Below are 20,293 nucleotides of genomic sequence, written 5' to 3' on the forward strand. Positions count from 1 at the left end.
GAGACCATGACTCCAACATCACAGGCCTACGTCATCGACGCAGTACGCACCGCCGTCGGCAAGAGGGGCGGATCGCTTGCCGGCGTCCATCCCGTCGACCTGGGCGCAGCCGGCTGGCGAGGGCTGTTCGACCGCCTCGAGGTCGATCCGGGCGCCGTCGACGACGTGATCGCGGGCTGCGTCGACGCGATCGGGCCCCAGGCCGGCAACATCGCTCGGCTGTCCTGGCTGGCTGCCGGCTTTCCGGAAGAAGTGCCCGGGGTTACCGTCGATCGCCAGTGCGGATCGAGTCAGCAGGCGATTTCCTTTGGCGCGCAGGCCATCATGTCCGGCACCGCCGACCTGATCGTCGCCGGTGGCATGCAGAACATGAGCCAGATCCCGATCTCCTCGGCGATGACCGCGGGCGAGCAGTACGGGTTCACCTCGCCCACAAACGAATCCAAGAGCTGGCTGCACCGCTACGGCGACCAGGAGATCTCCCAGTTCCGAGGGTCCGAGCTGATCGCCGAGAAGTGGAACCTGTCGCGCGAGGAGATGGAGCAGTACGCGCTGACGAGCCACCAGCGCGCACAGGAGGCGATCCGCTCCGGCCATTTCGAGAACGAAATCATCCCGGTCCCGGTCGATGGGACCGGCTTCGTCACCGACGAGGGCCCCCGCGACACGTCGCTGGAGAAGATGGCCGGCCTCAAGACGCTGGTGGACGGTGGCCGGTTGACCGCCGCGATGGCCAGCCAGATCTCCGACGGCGCCAGCGCGGTATTGCTGGCCTCCGAGCAGGCCGTCAAGGACCACGGGCTCAAGCCTCGCGCCCGCATCCATCACATCAGCGCCCGCGGCGCCGATCCGGTGTTCATGCTCACCGGCCCGATCCCCGCCACCGAGTACGCGTTGAAGAAGACCGGGCTGTCGATCGACGACATCGACACCGTCGAGATCAACGAAGCCTTCGCCCCGGTCGTGATGGCGTGGCTCAAGGAGACCGGCGCCGACCCTGCCAAGGTCAACCCCAGCGGCGGCGCGATCGCGCTCGGGCACCCGCTGGGCGCGACAGGTGCCAAGCTGTTCGCGACCATGCTGAACACGTTGGAGCGCACCGGTGGTCGCTACGGCCTGCAGACGATGTGCGAAGGCGGCGGCACTGCCAACGTCACGATCATCGAGCGCCTGTGACCCTCCTCTTTTCCGCGAAGAGCCCTCGCAGCTGAGCAAACCCGTCGTGCCGCCGCGCCTCCACAGCCCACACCACGGCGATCACCGGTAACAGCGCGAAAGCCGCCCACCAGTTCGCGCCCGCCGGAAGCAGATCGGCGATCACCTCCGCTCGCGGCCTCCCGTTGACCGTGGCCGGCAGCCATTCGTTGAGCAGTATCGCCAGCAATCGGCTGGTATGGAATGGACCGACGCTGGTCGCGACAATCCAACTGACACAGGAGATTCCGAGCGACCAGGGCCAGGCCAGTAAGAGTGACTGCCTGTCCACCACCTCCGCCGCGCACCGCACGGCCTCGGCGAGGTAGGCGATGCCGAGAGCCGCCAGCAGCGCTCCGACCTGCGCGGCGAGCAGGTCTTCGATCACCGAATGCGCCAACTCGTCGTCGTCGCGCGTCGGCAGCCCGATCGCCAGTGCGACGAGGCCTGCGACCAGCGCGAGGGTTGCCAGCCGCGCGGTGGTGTCGCTGACGCGGTCGAATGAGTCGACCACGGTGCGGATCACCAGCCGCGACGATGTTGCGGGCGGGGTCCGATAGACCACGACCAGCACCAGACCGGAGACAACGGTGGCGATCAGCCAGGTCATCACGGCCGTGCCGACGGCGGTCAAGGCGAGCGATCCCAGGAGCGGCACCAGCACGTCGTCGGTGGTCGCGCTGCTGCGAATGACCACCATCGGCAGGGCCCCGAACGCCAACACGCCCGCCAGACCCAACAACAACGGGAAGGTGAACCTGGTGAGATCGGCGGGATTCAGGTCCAGTCTGCGGTTTCGGACGGCGTCCCATTCGGTGCTCAGCACCGACCGCACATGTGAGAGCCAGCGCCAGGTACCCATCCGTGGCCGGTTAAGTATGGTCGTGGATGATCACGCCGCGGATGTTACGGCCCGCGAGCATGTCGTCGTAGCCCTCGTTGATGTCATTGAGTTTGTATTCGGCGGTGACGGTTTCGTCGAGCAGCAGCTTGCCGTCGCGGTAGAGGTTGAGCAGTCGCGGGATGTCGGCGCGCGGATTGGCCTCACCGTAGAGGCTGCCCAGTAACCGCTTCTGGAACAGGGTCATCATCGCCATCGACAGCGTCGGCGTGACGTCGGCCATCGAGGCGATCGCGGTCATCACGACCGCACCGCCCTTGCGGATGATGTTGAGCGCCTCATCGATCATCGGGCCCTCGAGGACGCCCACCGTCAGCAGCGCGGAATCCGCCATCACGCCGCGGGTGAGCTCGGCGACCAGTTCCATGGCCTCGGGCATCGAGGTCACGAAATGCGTCGCACCGAACTCGAAAGCCTTGTCGCGCTTGTCTTCGACGGTGTCGACGACCACAATGTGTTCCGCGCCGGCCAACCGCGCACCCTGGACGGCGCCGCTGCCGATGCCGCCGCAGCCGATCACCACGACGGTATCGCCGGGAGTGACGTCGGCGGTGTTGACGGCCGACCCCCAACCCGTCATCACGCCGCAGCCCAGCAGGCACGCCCGGGACAGCGGGAAGTCGTCGTCGATCTTGACCACCGACGCCTCCGACAGCGTGCCGTACTGCGAGAAGCTTCCGACGCCGGCCATGATCCCGACGTCTTGACCGCGGACCTTGCGCCGGAAGGTGCCATCGGCCTGCAAGCCGGTCAGGATCAGCGCGCCGAGGTCGCACAGGTTCTGGTGTCCGCTCGCACACCAGCGGCACCGCCCGCACGCCGGCAGAAACGACGACACCACGTGGTCGCCGGCATGGAGATCGCGCACACCGGGCCCGACCTCCTGCACGATCCCCGCGCCTTCATGCCCGCCGATCATCGGCAGCGTCACGCCGGCGAGGTCGCCGGTGACGACATGGTGGTCGGAGTGGCACAGGCCGGTGGCTTCGAACGAAACGAGGACCTCGCCCTCCTTGGGCCCGTCGAGGTCGACCTCCTCGATGCTCCACGGTTCGTTGAGTCCCCACAGAACGGCGGCGTTGGTCTTCATGGGCGCGAGTGTAAGAAAACCACGGCCGGATTATTGGTGAATGGAAGGGCTCTAACCGTTCACTGTGTAAGAGCCAGTCCGCCGAGCGCGACGATCCAACTGGCGAAGCTGCCGACGAGGAAGTACTCGGTGACATCTCCTATATCCAAGTCGATGCCGGTGCCCCCGTTCCCCGCGCCTTCTGGGCGTTGATCTCCGGGAACCGGATGATGCTCTTGGCGGCGACGACGGCGGTGGCCGCCGCGAGTTGGCCGGCGAGGCCGAGCCCCAGGATCAGCACCCGTTCCATCGGGCCGAGCAGCCGACCGCCCTTCAACCGGTCCGACGGCTGCGGCTCGCCCGCCGGTTTGACCGCGCCGACGGAGCCGAGGACCAGGCGGACCAATTGGTTACCGGTCACCAGCTGCATCAGCATCACTCCGACGACCATCAGCAACCGGTCGGGGGACACTGCGATACCGACCCACGACGGCCACCGAGCCGCCACACCTGCCACGTCGGAGCCCCATCCGGACAACAGGATCAGCACCGTCAACGCGGCGCCGAACACGACAAGCGGTGTCACCTGACGCCGGCCGGTGCGCTCCGCTCGCGCAGACAACACGACCCAACCGACGCTCGCGGCGGCGGCCAGGGTGAGCAGCGCGATGTCGCTCCACCGCCACAGCCCGGCCAGCGCCGCGCACAGGACGACTACTAGGGGCGCCGCCACGGCGGGTAACCACACCCGATCGGTGACGCGCCGGATGACGTCGGCTATCCCGATCGCGATCAGCATCACCGCGACCGCACTCACGGCACAGTCCGCAGGTAGCGGGATGCGACCACGATGAGGTCGAGCCCGTCGCGGCCCGCGCGCTGGGACACCGCCGATGCGCTGATGCGCTCGGTCGACGCGATGTCTTTCTTGGTATTCCCGGCCAACAGTCCCTTCACAATCCTCAGTGAGCGGTCATCGAGCGATCCAATCAGATGGTCCCGACACAACAGCGCGGCGTTGATGGCGTCGACGTCGTGGCGGGCGTCGTCACCGGACCGAAATGACGTGCGGACCAGCGCGAGTCCTGGCTGTCGCTGTGCGGCGGCGGTCCACTCGATCGCATCGCGGGCCGCCCACCAGGCCGGGCCGTCCTGGATGCCGGCTTCGGGATCCAGAACCGTTACCGCGCCCCAGCCGATGCCGAACCGGATGTCGATGCCGGGCGCGACGGCCAATCGGATGGTCAGCGCCGCTTCGATCGCCGCGCCGACGGTCGAGTAGCTGCCCTGGAACTCGTCACCGACGGTGAAGGCCGGCGGGTCGATCGCAGCGGCGCCGACGCGTGCCAACGCCTCGCTCATCACCCGGTGCGCGACGTTCCGGTCGGAGATGCGGCGCGATCCGACGACGTCGCCGATCAGGGCCGCCAGGAATGAAGCGTTATCCTTGGGTGCACTCACGTGAAGACTATAGCTTCATATAGGTGAAATGAAGCATATAACTTTAGTGACTGGGGCCGACGAACTGCGCCTGCACGGGAATTCCGTGAAGTATCGGGTATCGCTGTGCCGCTGGTTCGATGCGGCGGTCGTGAACTGACTACGTCGTCGGAAGCGCGGCGAGAAACCGCTCTCGATCGACGATCGCCCGGTCGATCTCGCCCACCCCGACAACCTGGCCGGATTGGTCGGCCGCACGCACGCTGAAGGTAAGCCGTCTGCCCTCAGGCGCGGTCAGCGGCTCAGCGGTGACGTCGACCACACCACCTGCTCCGGTCGCTCGCCGGTGCTCTACCCGGACCGCCGTGCCGACCGTCGTCTGGCCGGGCTCGATGAACGGCTCGGCCGCTTCGACGGTCGCGGCCTCCATCCAGGCGATCAGTCGCGGGGTTGCGAGCACCGGTACGTTTCCGCTGCCAAGGGCTGCGGCAGTGTCGGCATCACTCACTTCGTAGCGCACCGGACCACGCTATTCGACGAGCGCAGCGGCGGCCTGCAGGCGTTCGACCGCGTCGCGCACGACGGACTCGATCAGCTCGGCACACGACGGCAGATCGTCCAGGATGCCCGCAACCTGGCCCGACGCCAGCACCCCGGCGTCGGTGTTGCCCTCGACCAGACCGGCCCTCAACAGCATCGGGGTATTGGCCGCCATCACGACCTGCGACCACGTCAGCTCCTTGCCGTGCCGCATCTTTAGGCCGTCGCGGGCCATCGACCGCCACGTCATACCCGACATCTTCTTGAACTTTTGTGCATTGCGGAGCGCCGCGGAGAAGCCCCGCAGCCGGGAAGCGCTCTCGAGCTTTTCCACCAGGCCGGTGCGCAGCACGCGGTGCGGCATGCCGTCGACGCGTGTGGACACCACCGTGCCATCCAGTCCTGACTCCAGGTACCGCCGCTTGACCGCATCCGGCACCGTCGAATCCGACGTCAGCAGGAACCGCGTGCCCATGGCGACGCCCGCGGCGCCGTAGGACAGCGCCGCCGCGAGTCCGCGGCCGTCGAAGAACCCCCCGGCCGCCACGACCGGGATATCGACCGCATCCAGCACCGACGGCAACAGAAGCGTGGTCGCGATCGGGCCGGTGTGACCACCGCCCTCGCCGCCCTGCACGATCACTGCGTCGGCGCCCCACCCCGCCACCTTCTTGGCGTGCTTGGCCAGGCCGACCGATGGAATCACCACGACACCGGCGTTCTTGAGCTTGGCGATCAAATCGGGCTTGGGCGCCAACGCGAACGAGGCGACCTTCACGCGCTCGCGGATCAACAGGTCGATGCGCTCATCGGCGTCGCCCGCGTCGGCGCGGATGTTGATGCCGAACGGCTTGTCCGTCGCGCTCTTGACCTTGGCGACAGCGGTCTGCAATTCCTCGAGCGTCATGGTCGCCGACGCCAGGATGCCGAGACCGCCGGCATTCGCGGTCGCCGATACCAGCCGCGCACCCGCGACCCAGCCCATGCCGGTCTGAACCACCGGATGCTCGATGCCCACGAGCTCGGTCAGCGCTGTGCGCAATCTCGTCATACCCGAATCTCCTTGTCCCGCAGGCTCTTCGGATCGATCACCTCGCGCATCAGCTTCTGCTCGTCGGCGCTGGGAGGCCGGGTCTGGCCGGCGGAGTCCAGACCATGAACTTCGAACGAGGTGTTCTCCGCGACCTGCTCGGGCTGAATGCCGGGATGCAGTGAGACCGCCTGCATCTGATGGTCGGGCCCGTTGAAGTCGAACACGCCGAGATTCGTGATCACCCGGTACACGTTGACGAACCGGTATGCCGGGTTGGCGGGGTCGACCTTGTCCCAGCCGATCCCCGAGACCACATCGACGGCGTCGCCGAACACCCGCTTCGAGTGGTTGCCCACCCAGTAACTCGTGGCGTGGTTGATGCTGTTGCCGGGCGCGCCGCGGACCCCGAACATCTGGCGAGTCGGATGCTGCAGTGGTCCGAACGCCGAGAGGTTCTGGTTGCCGTAGCGATCAATCTGGTTGGCGCCCATGACCACATGGCGTCGGCCCCAGGCCAGCGTCTCGAAGACCCGGCCGAACGGCATCCACCCCTCGATCGCGCCGGAGGCGCCGAGAGCGGGCGTGTCGGCGAGCAGGCGAGCCTCGCCGTCGGTCAGCAGAATGTCGGGGGAGAAGGTCAAGCGGGCCAACCGGGCGCCGATCGAGGCCATGGTCGTCATCGGGCTGACCATGATCTCGCCGGCGTCGCGGAAGAGTTCCGCGCACGCGACGGCGCACACTTCGGCACGGGACACCGACATCATTGCTGCTGCTCCTTGCAGGCGCGCACCGCGGCTTGGTAGTCGGCCTCGGTGCCGGACAGATAGGTCTGGACGAACTCCTGCCATGACTCGTCGGAACCCGCCGCCTCGGCGTAGTGCCGCTGGAACCTTTCGTCGCGAGGGTAATCCGGTTCGGCCGTGGTGAAGTGTGCGCCGTTCGGCGCCTCGACGACGGTGTCGACCATCATCCGGTTGATCAGCAGCGCCTGCGGTGGCACCGCCTTGACCAGTTCCTCGGTCGGCACCACCCGCTCGACCGACAGGAACCGGCGCTCGGCGGCCATCAGGTAAAGGTCGTCGAAATACGGATCGATACCGGTGTAGGCCGCATTGCCCTGTGCGTCACCAAGATTCATGTGCACGAACGCCGCATCCAGCGTCAGCGCGGGCATTGCGATGAGCTCCTCGTAGCCTTCCCCGGTGGGGTAGGGCGAGCGCACCGTCTTCAACTCGTCACCCCAGAAGGCACGCACATCGCTGCCGAGCCCCGCGCGGATCGGCAGGAACGGCAGCCGCTGTGCCGCCGCCTGCAGGCCGCAGCGAAGCATGCCCTCGTCCATCTCGCGGGCCTCGATCGCACCGCTGGTTCGTGCCTTGGCAAACCACGGGTCGTAAAACGGCGCCGAATCCAGCGACACGAAGCCGTAATACACCCGCTTGACCTTGCCGGCCGAGCACAGCAGGCCGAGGTCGGGTCCGCCGTAGGTGACGACGGTCAGGTCGGTGACTTCGGTACGCAGCAGCGCCCGCACGAACGCCATCGGCTTGCGACGAGACCCCCAGCCGCCGATGCCGACGGTCATGCCACTGCGGATCTGCGAGACGGCGTCGTCCAGCGTTGCTCGCTTGTCGCTCATGGCTTTTCCCCCTTGGACGTCCCCGCGAACGCGTCGCGATGCTCGTCGGAGACCCCTGCGAGGTTCAGTTCGAACGTGAAGCCCTGTTCCATGCGGTAGCTCGAGTTGACCTTCTGCACGTCGATGAGGTTCAGCGCCTCCTTGGCCGCCCGGATCACCCGGGTGTCCTTGGCGGCGATGTCGCGCGCGACACGCAGCGCGGCCTCGTCGAGTTCGTCGCGCGGCACCACCTCGTGCACCGAGCCGAAGTGGTGCAAGGTGTCCGCATCGACGGTTGCAGCGGTGAAGAACAACCGCCGCATCATGTGCTGCGGCACCAACCGCGACAGGTGCGTCGCGGCACCGAGCGCGCCGCGCTCGACCTCGGGCAGCCCGAACGTCGCGTCATCCGAGGCGACGATGACGTCGGCGTTGCCCACCAGGCCGATGCCGCCACCGACGCAGAAACCGTTCACGGCCGCGACCACCGGGACCGCGCATTCGTAGACGGCCTTGAACGCGGCGAAGCAGCCACGGTTGGCGTCGATGAGCGCGGTGAAACCCTGAGTGCGCTGCATCTCCTTGATGTCGACGCCGGCATTGAATCCCCGCCCGGTCGCACGCAGGATCACGACGTGCGTCTCCGGGTCCGCTCCGGCCTCGGTGATCGCGTCGGCGAGTTCGAACCAGCCACGCGACGGGATCGCGTTGACCGGCGGGTAGTCGACGGTGACCGAGACGATGCCCGGTTCGGTCAGGGTATGAGTGATGGTCATCTAATCTCCCGAGCACTTCCTGGGTCCGGTAGGAAAGCAAGCACTTGCTTGGTACGCTAGCACAGTGACCGACCTGCAAGACATACGCCTCGGCCTCGCGGGCAGGGTTGTGCTGGTGACCGGCGGGGTGCGCGGGGTCGGTGCGGGTATCAGCGCCGTTTTCGCCGATCAGGGCGCGACCGTGGTGACCTGCGCCCGCCGCCCGGTCGACGGCCTGCCATACGAGTTCCACCCGTGCGATGTGCGCGACGACGGCGCGGTGGCCGCGCTGATCGCGACGATCGCCGAGCGTCACGGTCGCCTCGACGTCGTGGTGAACAACGCGGGCGGATCACCCTACGTGCTGGCCGCCGAATCGTCGGCCAAGTTCAGCAGGAGGATCGTCGAACTCAATCTCCTAGGGCCGCTGTCGGTATCCACCCATGCCAACGAGCTGATGCAGAAGCAGGAGCGGGGCGGCTCGATCGTCAACATCGCCAGCGTCAGCGGCCGCAGGCCCACTCCGGGCACCGCGCCCTACGGCGCGGCCAAGGCCGGCATGGAGAGCATCACCGCGACACTGGCGGTCGAGTGGGCGCCCAAGGTCCGGGTCAACTCTGTCGTGGTCGGAATGGTCGAAACCGAACAGTCCGAACTCTTCTACGGCGACGCGGATTCCATCGCGGCGATCTCGCGCAACGTCCCCCTCGGTCGACTCGCCAAACCGGCGGACGTGGGCTGGGCGGCGGCGTTCCTGGCTTCCGACGCGGCGTCCTACATCAGCGGCGCATCGCTCGAAGTACACGGCGGCGGTGAGCCGCCACATTATCTGGCAACTACCACTGCCGACATCAAATAGGCAAGGAGACAAGGGATATGGGATTGCTCGACGGCCGAGTAGTCATCGTGACGGGCTCCGGCGGCGGCATCGGCCGTGCGCACGCCCTCGCATTCGCCGCCGAGGGCGCGCGCGTGGTGGTCAACGACATCGGGGTCGGCCTGGACGGGTCGCCCGCCGGCGGTGGTAGCGCCGCGCAGAGCGTCGTCGACGAAATCACCACGGCCGGAGGCGAAGCCGTGGCCGATGGTGCCAACGTCGCCGACTGGGCACAGGCCGAGGGGTTGATCCAGGCCGCGGTCGACACGTTCGGCGGCCTCGATGTCCTGGTCAACAACGCCGGCATCGTCCGCGACCGGATGTTCGCCAACACCAGCGAAGAGGAGTTCGACGCCGTCGTCGCGGTGCATCTCAAGGGACACTTCGCGACCATGCGGCACGCCGCGGCGTACTGGCGCGCACAATCCAAGGCCGGCAACCCCGTAGATGCCCGGATCATCAACACGAGTTCGGGTGCTGGCCTGCAAGGCAGTGTGGGACAGGCGAATTACAGCGCCGCCAAGGCAGGGATCGCGGCGCTGACGCTGGTGGCCGCGGCCGAGATGGGGCGCTACGGGGTCACCGTCAACGCCATTGCGCCGTCGGCGCGCACCCGGATGACCGAGACCGTGTTCGCGGACATGATGGCGACCCAGGGCCAGGATTTCGACGCGATGGCACCGGAGAACGTCTCGCCGTTGGTGGTCTGGCTCGGCAGCGTCGAATCCAAGGACGTGACCGGCCGCATGTTCGAGGTCGAGGGCGGCATCGTCCGGGTGGCCGAGGGATGGGCGCACGGGCCGCAGGTGGACAAGGGCGCGCGGTGGGATCCCGCCGAACTCGGCCCGGTCGTCGCCGATTTGCTGGGCAAGGCGCGGCCAGCGGTGCCAGTCTTCGGCGCCTGATTCTCTCGGCGCCTGACCCGCTGGACTAGAGCTTGGGCGTTCGATCCGTGTGATGGTCTAGTCCCCGAGCCTGATGCGATGCTAAATTTGCTCGCACGGGTGGAAGATGCGTCCACCGTCAGGGCATGAATCGGGGGAGGCTGGCGTGGCCGCAAGACATCGCAGATCGTCACGCGCTTCGGGTGTCGTCGCGCGGGTTATGGGGCCCGGGAGCCTGGCGGCCACGGCGGTAGCCGCGACCAGCATTTCGACGGCGCTGATGACCGGTACGACGACAGCGGTCGCGCCATCGGTCGACCTGGTCGCCTTGGTCACGCCGGCCAACTCGACGGCGCAGATCTTCGCTGGAACGACGTACTACGGCACAAACTGGACGACGGTGTACGGCGACCAGGTCGTCGTGCCTTTCTTCAAGGGCCCGCAAGGGATCACGAATGCGATCATCGCGCACCGAGACGATCCCGACGAGACGGGTGTCGTGGCTTCCGGATGGGGGGCAGGCCAGACCGGCACCGCACTGAGCCAGATGACGTCGTCGGACAAGTCCAACGTCGCATTCGTCATCCTCGACAACAACAGCAACCGGGCCGGCGGCGGCTTCTGGACCACCTATGCGCCGTTTGCTCCGCTGCTGGGAACCTCTGCGGAACCGACGCCAAGTGATCTGGGTGTTCCGGCGCTCGATGTGGCATACGAGTACAACATCAACTCGAGCGCACCGGTCGACCCGCTCAACCCGTTCGCTCTCGGGAACAGCCTGGTCGCCTATCTGTACGGCTACGGCGCGCAGGCGAACACCGTGATTCCGGACTCCGTGATGCAAGAGGCGCAGAACACCGATCCCGATGCCAAGCACTACGCCTATGTTGTGAATTCCAAAGGGGAGATAGTCGGGGACCCGACATACCTGCCCGGCAGCACGACCACGTACGTCACGATCCAGTCGGAGAATCTGCCGCTGACCCGTCCGCTGCGGCTGTTTCCCGGCGGGGACATCGTGGCCGACGCTATCGATCCAACGCTGACCCAGTTGGTCAACGCCGGTTACAACGACGGCAAAGGCTTACCCGACCGTCCCGCCATACCGGCGGATCCGACCGTTCCGCGGCCGATGCGGCCGGGCTCGTCGCTCACCGCATTGGGAGGCCTGCCGGAATCGATTCCCGCGGGGCTGGACCGGGGTGCCCGCACAGCGGTCGAGAACGTCAAGAACCCGACCAACTTGGTTACCAAGCCGCTCGACGAAGTCGGCAAGCTACCGGTGATCTCGTCCCCGGCTCCGCCGAACTCATCGACGTCGCCGAACGCATCGACGTCGACGGACGCATCGACGTCGACGGACGAATCGACGTCGACGGGCTCATCGAGGTCGACGAACGAATCGGTGTCGAGGAACACAATCGATCGCAGCAGTCCGAACAAGTTCACGCCCAAGCTGCGGGGGGACCGCAAGTCGTCGACCGATTCGTCGACAACCGGCGGCAACGGCCTGAAGAACTTCACCGACAAGATCAACGAGGCGGTCAACAGAGCGACGAGCGGCCCGACAGGCGCGAAACCGGCCGGCTCGGACGACACGAAGCCTGCCGGGTCGAACGACTCGAAGCCTGCCGGGTCGAACGACTCGAAGCCGGCCGGGTCGAACGACTCGAAGCCTGCCGGGTCGAACGACTCGAAGTAGACGACGGCGGCTTCTGGCCGCGCTCAGGGTTCGCAGACCACCAACGGGATCACTCGGTCGGTCCAGGACTGGTAGTCCTCGTAGGTCGGGTACATCTCGACGAGTCGCGGCCAGTATCTCGCGCGCTCCTGTTCGGTGGCGTCGCGCGCGGTCAGGTCGAGCATCTCGCTCTTGATCTGCACCTGGACTCTCGGATCGGCCTTGAGGTTCAGGTACCACATCGGGTGCTTGTCGCTGCCGCCTTTCGACGCGGCGACGATCACCTTGTCGCCGTCGCGGTGGAAATACAGCGGACTTACCCGCGGTTGCCCGGACTTTCGGCCGGTGGTCGTCAACAGTGCGACCGGGATGCCCTGGATCTCGCCGCCGAGGCCCTGGCCGTTGTTGCGGCGGTACAAGAAGGTGTTGATCCTCGACATCCACTTGACGAAGAAATCCGAGGCCTTCGTATCCATGAACCGCGGCCGGGATTTTGGCATGGCGGTCATCCTATGCTCGGTCGATGAGCACAGTCTCTGACACCGATCGCATTGCCGCTGCCCAATCCTATATCGATGCGCTGGTCAGCCATCGGGCCGACGACGTCCCCCTCGCACCGGACTGCGTCCGGATCGAAAACGGCCTCAAAACCGGATTTTCGGGAAAGCATCTGCGGCGCAGCCTGAATCGCGGACCTCAGTTTCGGATCATCTCCGCGATCGTCGACCGCGAATTCAGCGTCGACGGTGACGAGGTGCGCGCGAGTTTCACCGTCGTCACCAAACCGAGAATCGCCGGCCGCCGCGTGGTCGCCCGCACCGAGGAGACCTTCCTCATCCCAGCTCACGACGGGAAGATTCACCACATCCACGCGCGCGTGCGACCGGCGCTGCTGCGCGACTAGATTCGTTCGATGATCGTGCCGGTGGACAGCGCGCCACCGGCGCACATGGTGATCAGCGCGGTGCTCTTGTCGGTGCGCTCCAACTCGTGCAGCGCGGTGGTGATCAACCGGCTACCAGTGCTGCCGACCGGATGCCCGAGCGCGATCGCACCACCGCTGACGTTGACGCGGTCCATGTCGGCCTCGTGCACCCGGGCCCACGACAGCACGACCGATGCGAAGGCCTCGTTGATCTCCACGATGTCGATATCGCCCATTTTCATACCGGCTTTTTCCAGCACCTTCGCCGTGGACTGGACCGGGCCGTCGAGGTGGTAGTACGGCTCGGCGCCGACCAGGGCCTGGCTGACGATGCGGGCCCGCGGGCGCAAGCCATGAGCCTTGGCCACATCGCTGTCCATCCACAGCACCGCGGCCGCCCCGTCGGATATTTGCGACGACGTGCCTGCGGTGTGGATTCCGCCTTCGATCACGGGCTTCAGCGAGGCCAGACCCTCCAGCGTGGTGTCGCGCAGGCCCTGGTCGCGCGTGACGACGTGACGCTCGCTCGTCGGCTGCTTCTGCTCGTCGAGCACTGGCGCCTCGATGCCGCTGATCTCGCGGTCGAACCGGCCCTCGGCCCACGCCTGCTTGGCCTTGCGCTGCGAATCGAAGCCGAACTGGTCGATCTCCTCGCGGGTGATGCCGCGCCGCTTGGCGATTCGCTCGGCCGCGGTGAACTGGTCGGGCAGGTCGATGTCCCAGGAGGCCGGCCGCAGGATGCCCCGGTCGGGGCCGGCGTTGGCGCCCAAGCCCACGCGGCTCATCGCCTCGATACCGCAGGCGATGCCGATGTCGATGGCGCCCGCCGCGATCAGGCCGGCGACGAGCCCGTTGGCCTGCTGGCCGCTGCCGCACTGGCAGTCGACCGTCATCGCGCCGACATGCTCGGGCAGGCCCGCGACCAACCAGCTCACCCGGGTGATGTTGTTCGACTGTTCGCCGTACTGTGTGACGCAGCCTCCGATGACCTGCTCGACTTGACCGGCGTCGATGCCGGCCTTCTCGACGAGCGCCTTCTGAGTGGCGCCGAGCAACTCGGTGGCGTGCAGGCCGGACAACCAGCCGTTGCGCTTGCCGATGGGGCTGCGGGTGGCTTCGACGATGACAGGGTTACCCATTCCGTCAGGCTAGAACACGTTTCATTACTCTGACAAGCGGCGTTGACGACGTGCCTTTTATCTGCGCAGAAGGCATGTTTTACTGGCACTAGAACACGTTGCAATTGTTGTTGCAGAGGAGCTCACCCAATGCCTTGTCCGAACATCCCCGACGACTTCGATTTCCTCGACGCGACTCTCAACCTCGAACGCCTGCCGGTTGAGGAGTTGGCCGAGTTGCGTAAGTCCGAGCCGGTCCACTGGGTCGACGTGCCAGGCGGCACCGGCGGCTTCGGCGACAAAGGGTACTGGTTGGTCACCAAGCACACCGACGTCAAGGAGGTGTCGAAGCGCAACGACATCTTCGGCAGCTCACCGGACGGCGCCATCCCGGTCTGGCCGCAGGACATGACGCGCGAGGCGATCGACCTGCAGCGCAACGTCCTGCTCAACATGGACGCTCCGCAGCACACCCGGCTGCGCAAGATCATCTCCCGCGGCTTCACCCCGCGCGCGGTGGGCCGGTTGGAGGGGGAGCTGAAGGCCCGCGCCCAGAGGATCGCCGAGACCGCGGCGGCTCAGGAGAGCGGCGACTTCGTCGAACAGGTGGCCTGCGAGTTGCCGCTGCAGGCCATCGCCGAACTGCTCGGTGTGCCTCAGGACGACCGCGACAAGCTGTTCCGGTGGTCCAACGAGATGACCGCCGGCGAGGACCCGGAATACGCCCACATCGACCCCGCCGTATCGTCAGTCGAGTTGATCCAGTACGCGATGAAGATGGCCGAGGAAAGGGCGAAGAACCCCACCGAGGACATCGTCACGAAGCTGATCGAGGCCGACATCGAGGGAGAGAAGCTCACCGACGACGAGTTCGGGTTCTTCGTCGTCATGCTCGCGGTCGCCGGCAACGAAACCACCCGAAACTCCATCACCCACGGCATGATTGCGTTCTCGCAGCACCCCGAGCAGTGGGAGCTTTACAAGAAGGAACGTCCCGAAACCGCCGTCGACGAGATCGTGCGCTGGGCCACTCCCGTATCGGCGTTCCAGCGCACCGCACTGGAAGACGTCGAGCTGGGTGGTGTGCAGATCAAGAAGGGCGAGCGGGTGGTGATGTCCTACCGCTCAGCCAATTTCGACGAAGAGGTCTTCGACGACCCGCACAAGTTCGACATCATGCGCGATCCCAATCCGCACGTCGGGTTCGGGGGCACGGGCGCGCACTACTGCATCGGCGCGAATCTCGCCCGGATGACGATCAACCTCATCTTCAACGCGATCGCCGACACCATGCCCGATCTCAAGCCGATCAGCGACCCTGAGCGGCTCAAGTCGGGCTGGCTCAACGGCATCAAGCACTGGCAGGTCGATTACACCGGAAAGTGCCCCATGGCGGGCGGGCCCGCCAGCCCGGCGGCGAGTAACTTATAGCGACTGCGAAATTTCCCGGTATCAAGGAGGATTCGGGTGGACTTCAGTCCAGACGAAGGGCAGCGGGCTGTCGCCGATGTGGTGACCTCGGTGTTGACCCGCGACAACAGCTGGGACGCACTGGTTTCCGGGGGGGTGACCGCGCTGGCGGTGCCCGAGCGTCTCGGCGGCGACGGCGTCGGCCTCCCGGAGGTGGCGACCGCGCTCACCGAGATCGGCAGGCACGGCACCGTGAGCCCGGCGCTCGCGACGCTCGGCCTGGGCCTGTTGCCGCTGCTCGACCGCGCATCGACAGAACAGCAGGATCGCTATCTCGCCGGGGTGGCGAGGGGCAGCGTCCTGTCGGCCGCGCTCAACGAACCCGGGGCGCCGCTGCCGGACCGACCGTCGACCGTACTTTCGCGGTCGACCAACGGGCTCCGGCTCAGTGGAACCAAGGTCGCCGTTCCCTATGCCGGGCAGGCTGATTGGCTCGTCGTCACCGCTGACAACGCGGTGGTCGTCGTATCCCCGAAGGCCGATGGCGTCGTAATGGCCCAGACCCCGACGTCCAACCACGGCGACGAATACTCGGTCACGTTCACCGACGCCGAGGTCGACGGGGTGCTCGAGGGCGCGGACGCCCGCCGGGTTAACCAACTGGCACTGGCAGCGATCGGCGCGTTCGCGGCGGGGCTGGCGGCGGGCGCGTTGCGGCTCACCGCCGACTATGTGGCGAACCGGGAGCAGTTCGGCAAGCCGCTGTCGACGTTCCAGACCGTCGCCGCGCAGCTGGCAGAGGTGTACATCGCCTCCCGCACACTGACGCTGGTGTCGAACTCGGTGACCTGGCGACTGTCGGAGGGGCGTGACGCTGATGACGACATTGACGTGCTGGGATACTGGCTGGCCTCCCAGGCGCCTCCGGTGATGCAAATCTGCCACCACCTGCACGGCGGTATGGGGATGGACATCGCCTATCCGATGGACCGTTACTACTCCTCGATCAAAGACCTCGCCCGCGTGGTGGGCGGTCCGTCACATCGGCTCGACCTGGTGGGAGCAGCGTCGGGCGAGCGATGGGGCCACGGCCGGAGGCCAGGGGACGACGGGAGATAGGAATGTTCATCGAACTGACGCCCGAACAAAAGCAGCTGCAAGCTGAATTGCGGGATTACTTCTCGAATCTCATCTCTGACGAAGAGGCGAAGGAGATGGAGAAGAACCGCCACGGCAAGGCCTATCGTGCGGTCATCAAGCGAATGGGCTCGGACGGCAAGCTCGGCGTCGGGTGGCCCAAGGAGTTCGGCGGGCTCGGCTTCGGCCCGATCGAGCAGTCGATTTTCGTCAATGAGGCGCAACGCGCCGACGTACCGCTGCCGGCAGTCACCCTGCAGACGGTCGGACCCACGCTGCAGCAGTACGGCACGGATGCCCAGAAGAAGAAGTTCCTGCCCGCGATCCTCGCCGGCGACGTGCACTTCGCGATCGGTTACACCGAGCCGGAGGCGGGCACCGACCTCGCGTCGCTACGCACCACCGCGGTGCGTCAGGGCGACGAATACGTCGTCAACGGACAGAAGGTGTTCACCACGGGTGGCCACGACGCCGACTACATCTGGCTGGCGTGCCGCACCGACCCGGAGGCGGTGAAGCACAAGGGGATTTCCATCCTCATCGCCGACACCAAGGATCCCGGCTACTCCTGGACGCCGATGATCCTGTCCGACGGTGCCCACCACACCAACGCCACCTATTACAACGACGTCCGGGTGCCCGCCGACATGCTTGTCGGTGAGGAGAACGGCGGATGGAAGCTGATCACGACACAGCTCAACAACGAACGCGTGATGCTCGGGCCGGCGGGCCGGTTCGCCGGCCTCTATGACCGAGTGCACGCATGGGCGTCGAAACCCGGTGGCAACGGCGACATCCCGATGAACCACGACGACGTCAAGCGCTCGCTCGGCGAACTCAAGGCGATGTGGCGAATCAATGAGCTACTCAACTGGCAGGTCGCCGCGGCGGGGGAGACCATTGACGTCGCCGACGCGGCCGCGACCAAGGTCTTCGGCACCGAGCGGATTCAGTACGCCGGGCGCCTCGCCGAGGAGATCGTCGGCAAGTACGGCAATCCGGCCGAACCCGACACCGCGGAATTGCTGGAATGGCTGGATTCCCAGACGAAACGAAACCTGGTGATCACGTTCGGCGGAGGTGTCAACGAGGTGATGCGAGAGATGATCGCGGCGGCGGGCCTGAAGGTTCCGAGGGTGCCGCGGTGACAGTCGAGGACATCAAGGCGGCCGCCGAACGGGTCAAGGCCGAAGGCAGGAGCAAGCCGCGGGTCGGCAGGCACCCGGTCAATCAGCCCATGATCGACCACTGGCTCGATGCGATGGGCGACAAGAACCCCATCTACGTCGACGACGCCGCGGCCAAGGCGGCCGGGCATCCCGGTGCCGTCGCGCCGCCGGCAATGATCCAGGTCTGGACGATGATGGGGCTCGGCGGCGTCCGGCCGGACGACGACCCCCTGGGCAGGATCCTCGACCTGTTCGACGACGCCGGCTATATCGGCGTCGTCGCGACCAACTGCGAGCAGACCTACCACCGGTATCTTCGCGTCGGCGAGGAGGTCAGTGTCACCGCGGAACTGACCGACGTCATCGGACCGAAGAACACCGCTCTCGGCGAGGGCTTCTTCATCACACAGAAGATCACCTGGACAGTGGGTGATGACGTAGAAAGCCCAGTCGCCGAGATGATGTGGCGCATTATGAAGTTCAAGCCGGCCGACAAGGATGGGGGTGCGGCGGTACCCGACGACCTGGACGCCGACATGATGATGCGGCCGGCGTCGTCGCGCGACACCAAGTTCTTCTGGGACGGTGTCAACGAACACGAGCTGCGCATCCAGAAGCGCGCCGACGGCACGTTGGTACACCCGCCAGTGCCCGCGCTCTGGCAAGACAAAGACAAGCCGACCGACTACGTCGTCGCCAGCGGCAAGGGCACCGTGTTCAGCTTCGTGGTGCACCATGCGCCCAAGGTGCCCGGTCGCACGCTACCGTTCGTCATTGCCCTCGTCGAACTCGAAGAAGGTGTGCGGATGCTCGGGCAACTCCGCAACGTCGACCCAGCCACCGTGGAGATCGGAATGCCGGTTCACGCAACATATATCGACTTTCCTGAAGGCGACTCCGGTCCGGCGTGGACGCTTTATGCGTGGGAGCGGGACGCATGAGCGCGCGCACGTCGGATGTCGCCACCGGAGCGGCTCCGTCGATCTCTGTCGGCACCAAGCTGCCCGAACTCGCTCTCTACGGCGACCCGACGTTCATCGTGTCGACGGCCATCGCGACGCGCGACTACCAGGACGTCCACCACGACCGGGACAAGGCCCAGGCCAAGGGCAGCAAGGACATCTTCGTCAACATCCTCACCGACACCGGCCTGGTGCAGCGTTACATCACCGACTGGGCCGGTCCGACTGCGATCATCAAGTCGATCTCGCTGCGTCTCGGTGTGCCGTGGTACGCCTATGACACGGTGACGTTTCGGGGAGAGGTGACCGCGATCGAGGCCGGCGTCGTCACGCTGAAAGTCGTCGGCAGCAACAGCCTGGGCGATCACGTGATCGCCACTGCCACTTTGTCGATCGGAGGCAACGCCTGATGTCGGGCGCACTGTCGGGGAAGGCGGCGATCGTCGGGATCGGCGCCACCGACTTCTCCAAGGACTCCGGTCGAAGCGAACTTCGTCTCGCGTCGGAGGCGGTGTTGGACGCACTCGACGACGCGGGGCTCACACCCGCCGATGTGGACGGCATGGTCACGTTCACGATGGACTCCAATACCGAGGTTGCGATCGCACGGGCGACGGGCATTGGCGAGCTGAAGTTCTTCTCCAAGATCCACCACGGCGGCGGGGCGGCCTGCGCCACCGTGCAGCAGGCCGCGATCGCGGTCGCGACCGGCGTCGCGGATTGTGTTGTGGCATATCGGGCGTTCAACGAGCGCTCGGGCGTGCGGTTCGGCCAGGTGCAGATGCGGTTGGTGGAGAACGCCGACTCCACGGGCGTCGACAATTCGTTCTCCTACCCGCACGGGCTGTCGACCCCCGCCGCCCAGGTCGCGATGATCGCCAGGCGGTACATGCACCAGTCCGGCGCCACCAGCAGGGACTTCGGCATGATCTCGGTCGCGGATCGTAAGCACGCGGCGAAGAATCCGAAGGCGTACTTCTACGAGAAGCCGATCACCATCGAGGATCACCAGAATTCGCGGTGGATCGCCGAACCGCTGCGTCTGCTCGACTGCTGTCAGGAGACCGACGGCGGAGTGGCGCTGGTGGTCACGTCGGCCGAGCGGGCCAAGGATTTCAAGCATCGCCCGGCGATCATCGAGGCGGCCTCGCAGGGTTCCAGCCCCGACCAGTACTCGATGACGAGCTATTACCGGCCCGAACTCGGGCTGCCCGAAATGGGTCTCGTCGGTAGGCAGTTGTGGGAGCAGTCGGGCCTGAAGCCAGACGACATCCAAACCGCGGTGCTCTACGACCATTTCACCCCGTTCACGCTGATTCAGTTGGAGGAGCTCGGCTTCTGCGAGCGGGGCGACGCCAAGGACTTCATCAAGGACGGGGCGATCGAGATCGGCGGACGCCTGCCGATCAACACCCATGGCGGCCAGTTGGGCGAGGCCTACATCCACGGCATGAACGGGATCGCCGAGGGCGTTCGGCAGCTCCGCGGGACGTCGGTCAACCCAGTGCCGGACGTCGAGCATGTGCTCGTCACCGCGGGCACCGGTGTGCCGACCTCTGGCCTGATCCTGGGCTGAGCGT

21 protein-coding genes and 1 pseudogene are annotated in these 20,293 nt (G+C 66.2%); 11 read left to right on the forward strand and 11 right to left on the reverse strand.

The genetic code is table 11. The features are described from left to right. Positions 1-6 precede the first annotated feature (6 nt). Positions 7-1,176, forward strand: coding sequence for a steroid 3-ketoacyl-CoA thiolase FadA6 (fadA6, locus tag QGN32_RS14080; RefSeq protein ID WP_326544994.1), 1,170 nt, complete (start codon positions 7-9; stop codon positions 1,174-1,176). On the opposite strand, the gene QGN32_RS14085 is transcribed toward fadA6, so the two are convergent. The 9 genes and pseudogenes from QGN32_RS14085 to echA20 all read right to left on the reverse strand — a co-directional run bounded on the left by QGN32_RS14085 (position 1,160) and on the right by echA20 (position 8,571). Beyond that, positions 1,160-2,056: a hypothetical protein gene (locus QGN32_RS14085; protein ID WP_326544995.1), complete on the reverse strand. Its 897-nt coding sequence runs from the start codon at positions 2,054-2,056 to the stop codon at positions 1,160-1,162. The two genes, fadA6 and QGN32_RS14085, sit on opposite strands and share 17 nt — an antisense overlap. Before the next feature lie 10 nt (positions 2,057-2,066). Then, positions 2,067-3,185, reverse strand: coding sequence for an NDMA-dependent alcohol dehydrogenase (locus QGN32_RS14090; protein WP_326544996.1), 1,119 nt, complete (start codon positions 3,183-3,185; stop codon positions 2,067-2,069). A gap of 59 nt (positions 3,186-3,244) precedes the next feature. Beyond that, positions 3,245-3,981 (reverse strand): annotated as a pseudogene (locus QGN32_RS14095) (hypothetical protein). Continuing rightward, the gene (locus QGN32_RS14100) at positions 3,978-4,625 is read right to left on the reverse strand and encodes a SatD family protein (RefSeq protein ID WP_326544997.1); all 648 of its coding nucleotides are present in this window, start codon (positions 4,623-4,625) and stop codon (positions 3,978-3,980) included. The pseudogene QGN32_RS14095 and the gene QGN32_RS14100 overlap by 4 nt, the downstream one beginning before the upstream one ends. A 139-nt stretch (positions 4,626-4,764) precedes the next feature. Further along, positions 4,765-5,124, reverse strand: coding sequence for a thioesterase family protein (locus QGN32_RS14105; protein WP_326544998.1), 360 nt, complete (start codon positions 5,122-5,124; stop codon positions 4,765-4,767). 9 nt (positions 5,125-5,133) lie between these two features. Then, entirely contained in the window at positions 5,134-6,195 is a 1,062-nt protein-coding gene (gene ipdC, locus QGN32_RS14110) for a (3aS,4S,5R,7aS)-5-hydroxy-7a-methyl-1-oxo-octahydro-1H-indene-4-carboxyl-CoA dehydrogenase (protein ID WP_326544999.1), read from the reverse strand. After that, a complete protein-coding gene (ipdB, locus tag QGN32_RS14115; protein ID WP_326545000.1) occupies positions 6,192-6,941 on the reverse strand; it encodes a cholesterol ring-cleaving hydrolase subunit IpdB in 750 nt (249 codons plus the stop codon). Before ipdB ends, ipdC begins: the two co-directional genes overlap by 4 nt. After that, on the reverse strand, positions 6,938-7,816 hold the full coding sequence (gene ipdA, locus QGN32_RS14120) for a cholesterol ring-cleaving hydrolase subunit IpdA (RefSeq protein WP_326545001.1): 879 nt from the start codon (positions 7,814-7,816) through the stop codon (positions 6,938-6,940). The genes ipdB and ipdA overlap by 4 nt, the downstream gene beginning before the upstream one ends. Further along, positions 7,813-8,571, reverse strand: a complete 759-nt coding sequence (gene echA20, locus QGN32_RS14125) for a (7aS)-7a-methyl-1,5-dioxo-2,3,5,6,7,7a-hexahydro-1H-indene-carboxyl-CoA hydrolase (RefSeq protein WP_326545002.1) — start codon at positions 8,569-8,571, stop codon at positions 7,813-7,815. The genes ipdA and echA20 overlap by 4 nt, the downstream gene beginning before the upstream one ends. A 64-nt stretch (positions 8,572-8,635) precedes the next feature. Here echA20 and QGN32_RS14130 point away from each other — a divergent pair, with 64 nt between their 5' ends. The 3 genes from QGN32_RS14130 to QGN32_RS14140 all read left to right on the forward strand — a co-directional run bounded on the left by QGN32_RS14130 (position 8,636) and on the right by QGN32_RS14140 (position 12,013). Continuing rightward, positions 8,636-9,409, forward strand: coding sequence for an SDR family oxidoreductase (locus QGN32_RS14130; RefSeq protein ID WP_326545003.1), 774 nt, complete (start codon positions 8,636-8,638; stop codon positions 9,407-9,409). A gap of 17 nt (positions 9,410-9,426) precedes the next feature. Further along, on the forward strand, positions 9,427-10,332 hold the full coding sequence (locus tag QGN32_RS14135) for an SDR family oxidoreductase (RefSeq protein ID WP_326545004.1): 906 nt from the start codon (positions 9,427-9,429) through the stop codon (positions 10,330-10,332). A 145-nt stretch (positions 10,333-10,477) separates the two neighbouring features. Then, positions 10,478-12,013 carry a PE-PPE domain-containing protein gene (locus QGN32_RS14140; protein ID WP_326545005.1) on the forward strand — a complete coding sequence of 512 codons (1,536 nt, stop codon included), beginning with the start codon at positions 10,478-10,480 and terminating at the stop codon, positions 12,011-12,013. Between the two features lie 23 nt (positions 12,014-12,036). Here the strand turns inward: QGN32_RS14140 and QGN32_RS14145 are convergent, their stop codons facing one another. Then, entirely contained in the window at positions 12,037-12,492 is a 456-nt protein-coding gene (locus QGN32_RS14145; RefSeq protein WP_326545006.1) for a nitroreductase family deazaflavin-dependent oxidoreductase, read from the reverse strand. Between the two features lie 23 nt (positions 12,493-12,515). On the opposite strand from QGN32_RS14145, the gene QGN32_RS14150 reads away from it, so the two are divergent. After that, positions 12,516-12,896: a DUF8021 domain-containing protein gene (locus tag QGN32_RS14150; protein WP_326545007.1), complete on the forward strand. Its 381-nt coding sequence runs from the start codon at positions 12,516-12,518 to the stop codon at positions 12,894-12,896. Here QGN32_RS14150 and QGN32_RS14155 read toward each other — a convergent pair. Then, the gene (locus QGN32_RS14155) at positions 12,893-14,056 is read right to left on the reverse strand and encodes a steroid 3-ketoacyl-CoA thiolase (protein ID WP_326545008.1); all 1,164 of its coding nucleotides are present in this window, start codon (positions 14,054-14,056) and stop codon (positions 12,893-12,895) included. The genes QGN32_RS14150 and QGN32_RS14155 overlap by 4 nt on opposite strands. Before the next feature lie 129 nt (positions 14,057-14,185). Here QGN32_RS14155 and QGN32_RS14160 point away from each other — a divergent pair, with 129 nt between their 5' ends. The 6 genes from QGN32_RS14160 to ltp2 are packed head-to-tail and all read left to right on the forward strand — an operon-like array spanning position 14,186 to position 20,289. Next, positions 14,186-15,466: a cytochrome P450 gene (locus tag QGN32_RS14160; RefSeq protein WP_326545009.1), complete on the forward strand. Its 1,281-nt coding sequence runs from the start codon at positions 14,186-14,188 to the stop codon at positions 15,464-15,466. A gap of 36 nt (positions 15,467-15,502) precedes the next feature. Beyond that, a complete protein-coding gene (locus QGN32_RS14165; protein WP_326545010.1) occupies positions 15,503-16,564 on the forward strand; it encodes an acyl-CoA dehydrogenase family protein in 1,062 nt (353 codons plus the stop codon). 2 nt (positions 16,565-16,566) lie between these two features. Further along, entirely contained in the window at positions 16,567-17,730 is a 1,164-nt protein-coding gene (fadE29, locus tag QGN32_RS14170; protein WP_326545011.1) for an acyl-CoA dehydrogenase FadE29, read from the forward strand. Further along, positions 17,727-18,692, forward strand: coding sequence for a bifunctional MaoC family dehydratase N-terminal/OB-fold nucleic acid binding domain-containing protein (locus tag QGN32_RS14175; RefSeq protein ID WP_326545012.1), 966 nt, complete (start codon positions 17,727-17,729; stop codon positions 18,690-18,692). Before fadE29 ends, QGN32_RS14175 begins: the two co-directional genes overlap by 4 nt. Further along, on the forward strand, positions 18,689-19,123 hold the full coding sequence (locus tag QGN32_RS14180) for a MaoC family dehydratase (RefSeq protein WP_326545013.1): 435 nt from the start codon (positions 18,689-18,691) through the stop codon (positions 19,121-19,123). Before QGN32_RS14175 ends, QGN32_RS14180 begins: the two co-directional genes overlap by 4 nt. Next, complete coding sequence (gene ltp2, locus QGN32_RS14185; RefSeq protein WP_326545014.1) at positions 19,123-20,289, forward strand: 17-hydroxy-3-oxo-4-pregnene-20-carboxyl-CoA lyase; 1,167 nt, start codon at positions 19,123-19,125, stop codon at positions 20,287-20,289. Before QGN32_RS14180 ends, ltp2 begins: the two co-directional genes overlap by 1 nt. Positions 20,290-20,293 lie beyond the last annotated feature (4 nt).

Origin of the sequence: Mycolicibacterium sp. ND9-15 (assembly GCF_035918395.1) — a bacterium.
In the GTDB taxonomy this organism is placed as follows: Bacteria; Actinomycetota; Actinomycetes; order Mycobacteriales; family Mycobacteriaceae; genus Mycobacterium.

Coding starts and splice junctions, on each gene's coding strand:
- echA20 (WP_326545002.1), bottom strand. CDS start 8,571: ATGACCATCACTCATACCCTGACCGAACCGGGCATCGTCTCGGTCACC.
- ipdC (WP_326544999.1), bottom strand. CDS start 6,195: ATGACGAGATTGCGCACAGCGCTGACCGAGCTCGTGGGCATCGAGCAT.
- ipdA (WP_326545001.1), bottom strand. CDS start 7,816: ATGAGCGACAAGCGAGCAACGCTGGACGACGCCGTCTCGCAGATCCGC.
- fadE29 (WP_326545011.1), top strand. CDS start 16,567: ATGTTCATCGAACTGACGCCCGAACAAAAGCAGCTGCAAGCTGAATTG.
- QGN32_RS14135 (WP_326545004.1), top strand. CDS start 9,427: ATGGGATTGCTCGACGGCCGAGTAGTCATCGTGACGGGCTCCGGCGGC.
- ltp2 (WP_326545014.1), top strand. CDS start 19,123: ATGTCGGGCGCACTGTCGGGGAAGGCGGCGATCGTCGGGATCGGCGCC.
- QGN32_RS14145 (WP_326545006.1), bottom strand. CDS start 12,492: ATGCCAAAATCCCGGCCGCGGTTCATGGATACGAAGGCCTCGGATTTC.
- QGN32_RS14090 (WP_326544996.1), bottom strand. CDS start 3,185: ATGAAGACCAACGCCGCCGTTCTGTGGGGACTCAACGAACCGTGGAGC.
- QGN32_RS14155 (WP_326545008.1), bottom strand. CDS start 14,056: ATGGGTAACCCTGTCATCGTCGAAGCCACCCGCAGCCCCATCGGCAAG.
- QGN32_RS14180 (WP_326545013.1), top strand. CDS start 18,689: ATGAGCGCGCGCACGTCGGATGTCGCCACCGGAGCGGCTCCGTCGATC.
- fadA6 (WP_326544994.1), top strand. CDS start 7: ATGACTCCAACATCACAGGCCTACGTCATCGACGCAGTACGCACCGCC.
- ipdB (WP_326545000.1), bottom strand. CDS start 6,941: ATGATGTCGGTGTCCCGTGCCGAAGTGTGCGCCGTCGCGTGCGCGGAA.
- QGN32_RS14085 (WP_326544995.1), bottom strand. CDS start 2,056: ATGGGTACCTGGCGCTGGCTCTCACATGTGCGGTCGGTGCTGAGCACC.
- QGN32_RS14160 (WP_326545009.1), top strand. CDS start 14,186: ATGCCTTGTCCGAACATCCCCGACGACTTCGATTTCCTCGACGCGACT.
- QGN32_RS14150 (WP_326545007.1), top strand. CDS start 12,516: ATGAGCACAGTCTCTGACACCGATCGCATTGCCGCTGCCCAATCCTAT.